We start from the raw sequence: 7,189 nt of genomic DNA, 5'->3' as shown, positions 1-7,189 counted from the left end.
TCGGGGAAAATGTACCGCCGTTCGCCGTTCTCACGGATTGATCGGCTGTCATACCCCTCAAAGGAGAGAGCATATACTATTCCGTACACATCCCCGAAGTCATCCATTACAATGGAAGGGGAAGCGCCCTCGGGCAGGCTGCCCTGCACATCGGTTACCTTGCGGCGAAGGAGATCCCAGTACTGTTCCACTTCATTGTTCTGGACCAGGGTCGACAGCTCGACTGTGACCATTGACATATCACTCATCGAACGGCTGGTCACCTCCCCGATACCTTTCATCGAACGGATGCTCTTCTCTAATATATCAGTCACTTCCAACTCCACCTGATGCGCCGAAGCACCCGGGTAAAGCGTAATGACGGTCGCCTGTTTGACCTTTAACTCCGGATCTTCCAGCTTACTCATATTATAGTATGCAGATATTCCGCCGGCTACCAGTACGACTATGAGAAAATAGACCAGTTTCCGGTTACCCAATGCCCAATTTCCTGCATCATTCATAATAAACCTCCCACATTGGTTGTAGTAGCCCGGGGCAACAATTTCACTTTTTCGCCGTCCGACACACTATGGACTCCCGCCGAAACCACCTGCTCGCCTGCGTTCAATCCTTCGGAAACGATCAGGGTGCCGTCGGTCAATATCTCTGCTATGCGGATCTTACGGGCATTGATTTTTTGCTGCTCTTCATCATATACCCATACTGTTGGTGTGTTATCTATCTCGAATATGGCTGTAAGAAGAATGGAAACCATGGTCGTGTGCTCCGGCTTGAATTGAATCGTGACCATAGTCGACATGCCGGGGGAAGGCATTGAGGAATGAGGTTCCTCTTTGAACCGGAGACGAACAGCATACAACTGGTTCAGGTTCGCTTTCCGGTTGATGGAGATCAGTTCCAGCGGGAAAGTGCGGCCGGGATAGAGTTCAAAATAACAGCTATAGGAATCGAATTGATCGCGTTGAATGAATTCACCGGCGGGAATATTGATCTCCACTTCCGGTGTTTCAGCGCTGATCATTGAAAAGACGGGCATCCCGGCGCTGATCGTTTCATTCCTGTTAAAATAGCGCTTTTGGATATAACCGTCGAAGGGCGCTCTCAGTTTTGTATCGGACAAGGCATTTTGATGAGCGTTGTACTTGGCCGTGATCTGTTTCAAACCCGACACGGCTTTATCATAATCGTTTTCCGATATGCTTTGTTTTTCATACAGCCGGATAATGCGCTCCGCTTCGGCCTTTACCTGTTTATATTCAGCTTCCGTAGCTGAAAGTTGTACGGCATAATCGCGGGAGTCCATCTCGGCCAATACCTGGTCTTTACGCACAAATTGTCCTTCCGTCACATTGATTTGTGTGATCGGCCCGCTGATGCGGAAAGCCAGGTCTATCTCCGATGCCGCCTTTACCTTACCGGGAAAGGAGACCGCTCTCTTCTCTCCGTAAGTTACGGCCGTATCGACTTTTACCGTTTTGATAACCTCTTTTTGTTCTTTTTGCTGCTTGCATCCGGTGGTGATCAGGAGCAATCCGCATAAAGACATACATACAATCTTCTTCATATTATTTAAAATTTTAAGATTCAAGATTCGAAATTCAAGATTTAAGATTCAAAATTCAAAATTCAAAATTCAAAATTTCAAATCCAACATCCATATCCCATATCCCAAATTGATATTTTTAGTTTTTTACTATCTTACTTCTTTTCAGTTTCTGATTATTGAATCATCAAATTCTTAAATCATTTTTCTTTTTTGCCGGCAAAGGTATGGGTTAGGTTTTGTATAAAGATGTCGATTCTTTCTACAAAAATGTTCAAATACGGAAATATCGATGTAATTTGAGTGTTTTTTGTGTAAATAATGTTTATTTTTGGAATATAATTAAAAGTATCATGCTCTATAGCCAATCAAAACAGCATACATTTGAACGTCTTTCCTTTGAGGAAGAAGACGTCCTTTTTGGTAGTTTCCTACTGAAAGGAAGTGAGAACGATATGCTCGGGGTGGAACAGTTTCCCCGTGTTGTGGATGCGGCAGGTTTGTGCATTTGCCTGGAAGGGGAGGGGGAAATTGTTATCGGTGCTCAGGGTTACCATATGCAAAAAGGAGATATATGTGTGATCCTTCCCAACGACATTCTATATATAAGAAGAAAAAGTACGGATTTTAAAGGATATACCCTGGCATGCACTCCCGATTTTTTGATCAATTCCGAGATCCCCATTCCTTCCAGAACTCCGATCTACCTGTTTATAAAAGATAATCCCTGTATTTCTTTGAAAGAGAAAGAACAGAAGGACCTGATCAAAATGTGTGAATTCCTGAAAGAACACGATTCCAGGGAAGATCATCCCTGCAGGGAGGAAATTTCGAGAAACCTGGGATATGCGATTATTTATGAGGTGATCGGCATCTACAGAAAAAAAGAGCCGTTGCACCAACAGCCTTATTCCCGGAAACAAACATTGTATTTTGAATTTATACAATTGATAACAAAATACTATAGGGAACAAAAGGATATTGAATTTTACGCCGGACAACTATGCATCACCTCCCGGTATTTATCGGCGGTGTGCAGAGAGACCAGCGGGTTGACAGCCAAAGAATGCATTGACCAACACATCATGATCAATGCACGTATTTTGCTCACCTCGACAGATATGACCGTGCTGCAAATATCGGATGAACTGAATTTTGCCAACCCTTCGTTCTTTACGCAATATTTCAAAAAACGAACGGGAGTAACTCCAAAAAGATACAGGAGTATGAATGAAAGGGCATGATGAAAGATGGGATAATTACCGGATCGATGACGGGCACAAAGAAAGTAACCGATAAACTTTCGGGATATTGTCTTTTTGACGTATTTTTGCGCCAATGGATAAAAAGATCTTCAGGCTTGCCCTTCCCAATATCATCACCAATATCACCGTCCCTCTGCTGGGGATGATCGATATTGCCATTGCCGGACGGCTTGGGTCCGCAGTATATATCGGCGCCATCGCGCTTGGCGCCAATATTTTCAATATGATCTACTGGAACTTCGGGTTTCTCCGGATGAGTTCCAGCGGTTTTGCTTCCCAGGCGTTGGGAGCCAGGAATTTCCCGGAAGTGATGAATGCTTTTATCCGTTCGCTGGCCATCGGCCTGGGGGCAGGGATGCTGATCATCCTTTTGCAGTATCCCCTTGGGATATTGGCTGCCAGCCTGATACAGTCCGGTCCCGAATCTATAGAACATGTGATGACCTATTTCCGTATCGTGGTGTGGGGAGCGCCGGCGGTACTGGGTATGTATGCTTTCAAGGGATGGTTTATCGGCATGCAGAACGCGAGGATTCCCATGATCGTCGCCATACTGAACAATCTGCTGAATATTATCCTGAGCGTACTTTTTGTGTTCGGCTTTGGGATGAAGATCGAAGGGATTGCTTTGGGAACAACATTGTCACAAGTTATCTCGCTGATGGTAGCCGCGGGCTTCTGGTGGAAATATTATCGTCGCCTGCGGAAATATATCCGTAAAGAGACTATTTGGGACAGACAAGCCATACGGCAATACTTCAGGGTGAACAGTGATATTTTTGTTCGTACTTTCTTGTTAACCTTAGTGACCACTTTCTTCACCTTTGCCTCTTCGGGCATGGGAGAGACTATTCTGGCGGTGAACGCATTACTGATGCAGTTTTTTATGCTCTTCTCCTACTTTATGGATGGCTTTGCCTATGCGGGAGAAGCGCTGACCGGCCGTTTTTATGGAGCAAAGAACCGGGAGTACCTGCAATGGATGATCCGCAGGATCTTTTTCTGGGGATTAATAGTGAGTCTTGCTGCCGTAATAATTTATATGCTGTTTCCCGATCCGATACTGCATATCATGACCAATGATCTCGATATTATTGAGCACACCAAAGATTTTATGTTCTGGACGGTGCTGATTCCCGTTGTCGGCTTTGCCGCTTTCCTGTGGGACGGCATCTTTATCGGTGCGACGGCGTCCGCCGAGATGCGGAACGCGATGATCCTTTCGTCCGCCGTCTTTTTCGCATGCTATTTTCTCATGACCCCGCTGTGGGGGAATAACGGCCTCTGGCTGTCGTTTATCCTTTATCTTTTTGTGCGGGGCGTCACACAAACCCTCTGGGCAAAGAATGCATTACGGTTTGAAGGTAGAAAGGTGGAAAGGCGGTTTGGTACAAAAAACGGCTAAAAGGTCCGGAATAGATTGCCGTTCTCATGTATAAATCCTATATTTGCCATTACGTGCGGATAATATGTAATTATTCACACTTTACACAGGAAAAATGTGATTAGGGTAAAGATTTGCAGGGATATTATCGACTATTTACATCGAGAATAGTGATAAATCGAAAAAGATATATCCTGTTTCATCAGCAAAGCATTTAGTAGCTGAGAGGAATATTCTTCTTGACTATTTTAAAAGAACACACTGTCTAGTATCAAGCATGACAAAGATCGGATAATAATGATAAAAAGACTTCCGGTTAAGATAAAATTAATTTTCATCCTCCTTTTTAATTTTGCCTTTCTCTCTTTTCCACAGCAAACATATAATATAAAGGGGAGGATAACAGATGAAAATGGCCATCCGTTTTCTAATATCAGTCTCTTTTTACCGATATCAAAAACCGGAACCATAACCAATAACGATGGCCTTTTTTCTTTGAACTTTTCGGGAAACGAAGAGAATTTGAGAGTGTCTTTTATCGGTTACGAGACACAATCCGTGAATATAAACAAAATCTTCCGGATTCATTGATATTCAACTGAAGCCTTCATTCAACTCAACGAAGTGGTGATAAGTAATCTGTCTGCCGCGGACTTACTGAAGAAAGCCATTGAAAAAATACCGGAAAATTATCCGTTAGAACCTTTTTTATCAGGAGTTTATTATTGCGCCAAAGTTTCGGAAAAAGATACATTGTTCTACCTGGAAGAAACAGCTTTTAATATAATAAAATCATATCGACCCTCCTTTTCCGATAAATATTATCTGGTAAAGAACAGGAATTTTAGATTTGCTTCGACTCCATTAGTTTTGAAGGGAATTGCTGATTTTGATATCGTTAAAAGGATAGACAAAATTTTCGATGCGGGATTTTTTCGTAATTATATTGTCAGCTATAGGTCGGGCACGACTTTCGACAACAGGCCAGTATATGTTTTGTCCTTTACCCGGAAGAATAGAGTGAAAGGCAACGAAGGTGAGATTTATATAGATGCGGAAGATTTGGCTTTTGTCCGTTTTGATATCCATTACGAACGTGGCAATACGAGATTGGCACAATACAGGAAGATTGAAGGTAAATACTATTTAATGAGCGGAAATTTGGTTCACTTGAATAAACGTCTGAACAGGGTTTTTCCGGCAGAAGGCGATATCGTTATTACAAATATCGCCCACTCATTTTCTATGGATAATATAGCCGGGACGCCGGTGGATAGTGAGGATATTCTGGAAACATATGCTACCCAAACGGAAGATTCTCTTTTTTGGCAAGAGCATAATACTATTCTTCCTGATTCCACCATCTTGCAGGATTTGGAAAGATACGCGGTAAAACAAAAAGACAGTGCTATCATCAGAAATAGCGCGCAATATGCGGCATATATCAAACGGTTGTATACACCCAATCTTTCACTTATTATATCATCCGGTTTGACGGAAGATTTTCAACACTCCACTATAACTCAAACTCGGTGAACCGTTATATGGCGTCTCTTTTACAGAGAAATCTGGGCAGCGCATTACAGCAACAACTGGGTATTTATCTTTACTCTACGTTTATATCTATCCCCGTTGAAGAGGTAATGTCGGAGTGGTTACTGCTCAACAGGAACGGAATCGATGCAAAGGTAAATCCTTTCATGATCAACAAATACAATACCCCGTATTTTTATAATATCGATAATCAGGTTTTATCGGATTTTAAAAATGAGAACTATGGGGATTTTATACGGTTACATACAGTCAGGAATGAAAGTCACTATGTGAAATCGAATATGATTGAAGAAGAATTGGCAAAAATAGATTTATCCAATAAAAACAATTGGTTCAATTATTTGCAGTTGTATGCAATGGAATTATTGGGACATCGGGGAACGAATATTTATAACCCTTTCAAAAAAGATGTGAAACAGATAAACAAGCCGGAGGAACAACAACCGCTCATTATCGACCATAACCGTAGTTGGGTAAAATACCTGTTCAATCCGGACGTGGAGTATCAACGTCACGTTCAAAATAATGACCTTACGGATGAAGAGCGGAACTACCTGAAACGATCTTCCGGTTGGTCATGGATCAATCTGCTATCGCCTCAAATGTACGGAATTCCGAAATTCAGGCTGGGTGCAAAGAATAGTTTTACATTCAGCCTTAATTACCTGCGAACGCCGTTCGGCGAACTGTTCGGGCAGAATATCTGGGTAATGCACAATTACAACCAACTGCATGGTGTTTCCCTAAAACAATATCGAAACTTTGAAAAAACTTCTTTGGGTATCGGGTATAAGCTGTACGATTTGAATTTGTTCGGAAATGCATATGTAACCACATCGTTGGAAGCATGGAGGCAACCGACAGATTTCCGATTCAGGACAAATTCATCTTTCGCCGGCTTCCATATCGGCCAGATGTTTGAATATCAATCCCTACCCGCTAAATATATCGAAAGGAACAACTTTTCGCTCTTTATCGGTTACGATTACAAGACTAAGGTTATATGCCCGAAAGTTTCTTTTTGAATAACAATTTTAGTATAAAAGGCGGATGTAAGGTGAATTTATGATAGTGTGAACTGTTGTTTCCAGACAACAAAAATGACTGTATACTGTTGTTTGTAAAAAACATTTATATCTTTACCATCTAAAGGACAAGAAATCAAATAATCCTGACATATGTTCTTTCATCAATAAAAAATTCTTTTATAAATGTCTGCTCCATAACTGGGACTAAGAGGCATAGCTTCTTTGATTCTGAAAGTTCGTGTACCGTCTTCTCTTCTTTCCGCACGCAGGAATATAGTATCTTCGGCATAATTGTGATAAAAATTATTGGCAATTAAAATTTTTTTGTATGCCATTGTAGTATATTGTTTTAGATGAAAAACTTCCGGGCTATCTCTTCCTAAGGTTATCAACGCCAATTGTTTGACCATAC

At 41.8% G+C, this 7,189-nt stretch carries 8 protein-coding genes; 5 read left to right on the top strand and 3 right to left on the bottom strand.

Translation table 11 applies throughout. The features are described 5' to 3' along the window. Together Q0502_RS04810 and Q0502_RS04805 are read right to left on the bottom strand one after the other, a co-directional pair. Positions 1 to 503 (bottom strand): efflux RND transporter permease subunit (locus Q0502_RS04810; RefSeq protein WP_298647809.1); only part of this gene is annotated, 503 nt, incomplete at its 3' end. Continuing rightward, on the bottom strand, positions 500 to 1,567 hold the full coding sequence (locus tag Q0502_RS04805) for an efflux RND transporter periplasmic adaptor subunit (RefSeq protein WP_298647806.1): 1,068 nt from the start codon (positions 1,565 to 1,567) through the stop codon (positions 500 to 502). The genes Q0502_RS04805 and Q0502_RS04810, both read right to left, overlap by 4 nt. Before the next feature lie 332 nt (positions 1,568 to 1,899). Here Q0502_RS04805 and Q0502_RS04800 point away from each other — a divergent pair, with 332 nt between their 5' ends. The 5 genes from Q0502_RS04800 to Q0502_RS04785 all read left to right on the top strand — a co-directional run bounded on the left by Q0502_RS04800 (position 1,900) and on the right by Q0502_RS04785 (position 6,774). Next, entirely contained in the window at positions 1,900 to 2,790 is an 891-nt protein-coding gene (locus Q0502_RS04800) for a helix-turn-helix transcriptional regulator (protein ID WP_298647805.1), read from the top strand. Between the two features lie 94 nt (positions 2,791 to 2,884). Beyond that, on the top strand, positions 2,885 to 4,216 hold the full coding sequence (locus Q0502_RS04795; RefSeq protein ID WP_298647802.1) for an MATE family efflux transporter: 1,332 nt from the start codon (positions 2,885 to 2,887) through the stop codon (positions 4,214 to 4,216). A gap of 276 nt (positions 4,217 to 4,492) precedes the next feature. Next, positions 4,493 to 4,786, top strand: coding sequence for a carboxypeptidase-like regulatory domain-containing protein (locus tag Q0502_RS18960; protein WP_366521761.1), 294 nt, complete (start codon positions 4,493 to 4,495; stop codon positions 4,784 to 4,786). A 33-nt stretch (positions 4,787 to 4,819) separates the two neighbouring features. Then, positions 4,820 to 5,731, top strand: a complete 912-nt coding sequence (locus Q0502_RS04790; RefSeq protein WP_298647801.1) for a hypothetical protein — start codon at positions 4,820 to 4,822, stop codon at positions 5,729 to 5,731. 8 nt (positions 5,732 to 5,739) lie between these two features. Next, complete coding sequence (locus tag Q0502_RS04785; RefSeq protein ID WP_298647799.1) at positions 5,740 to 6,774, top strand: hypothetical protein; 1,035 nt, start codon at positions 5,740 to 5,742, stop codon at positions 6,772 to 6,774. Positions 6,775 to 6,938: 164 nt separating this feature from the next. On the opposite strand, the gene Q0502_RS04780 is transcribed toward Q0502_RS04785, so the two are convergent. Next, positions 6,939 to 7,187: a hypothetical protein gene (locus Q0502_RS04780; RefSeq protein WP_298647798.1), complete on the bottom strand. Its 249-nt coding sequence runs from the start codon at positions 7,185 to 7,187 to the stop codon at positions 6,939 to 6,941. Between the last annotated feature and the right edge of the window lie 2 nt (positions 7,188 to 7,189).

Source organism: uncultured Proteiniphilum sp. (genome assembly GCF_937873925.1).
GTDB lineage: Bacteria > Bacteroidota > Bacteroidia > Bacteroidales > Dysgonomonadaceae > Proteiniphilum.
This window is presented reverse-complemented; position numbering and strand designations above follow the sequence as displayed.

Coding starts and splice junctions, on each gene's coding strand:
- Q0502_RS04785 (WP_298647799.1), top strand. CDS start 5,740: ATGGCGTCTCTTTTACAGAGAAATCTGGGCAGCGCATTACAGCAACAA.
- Q0502_RS18960 (WP_366521761.1), top strand. CDS start 4,493: ATGATAAAAAGACTTCCGGTTAAGATAAAATTAATTTTCATCCTCCTT.
- Q0502_RS04805 (WP_298647806.1), bottom strand. CDS start 1,567: ATGAAGAAGATTGTATGTATGTCTTTATGCGGATTGCTCCTGATCACC.
- Q0502_RS04780 (WP_298647798.1), bottom strand. CDS start 7,187: ATGGTCAAACAATTGGCGTTGATAACCTTAGGAAGAGATAGCCCGGAA.
- Q0502_RS04800 (WP_298647805.1), top strand. CDS start 1,900: ATGCTCTATAGCCAATCAAAACAGCATACATTTGAACGTCTTTCCTTT.
- Q0502_RS04795 (WP_298647802.1), top strand. CDS start 2,885: ATGGATAAAAAGATCTTCAGGCTTGCCCTTCCCAATATCATCACCAAT.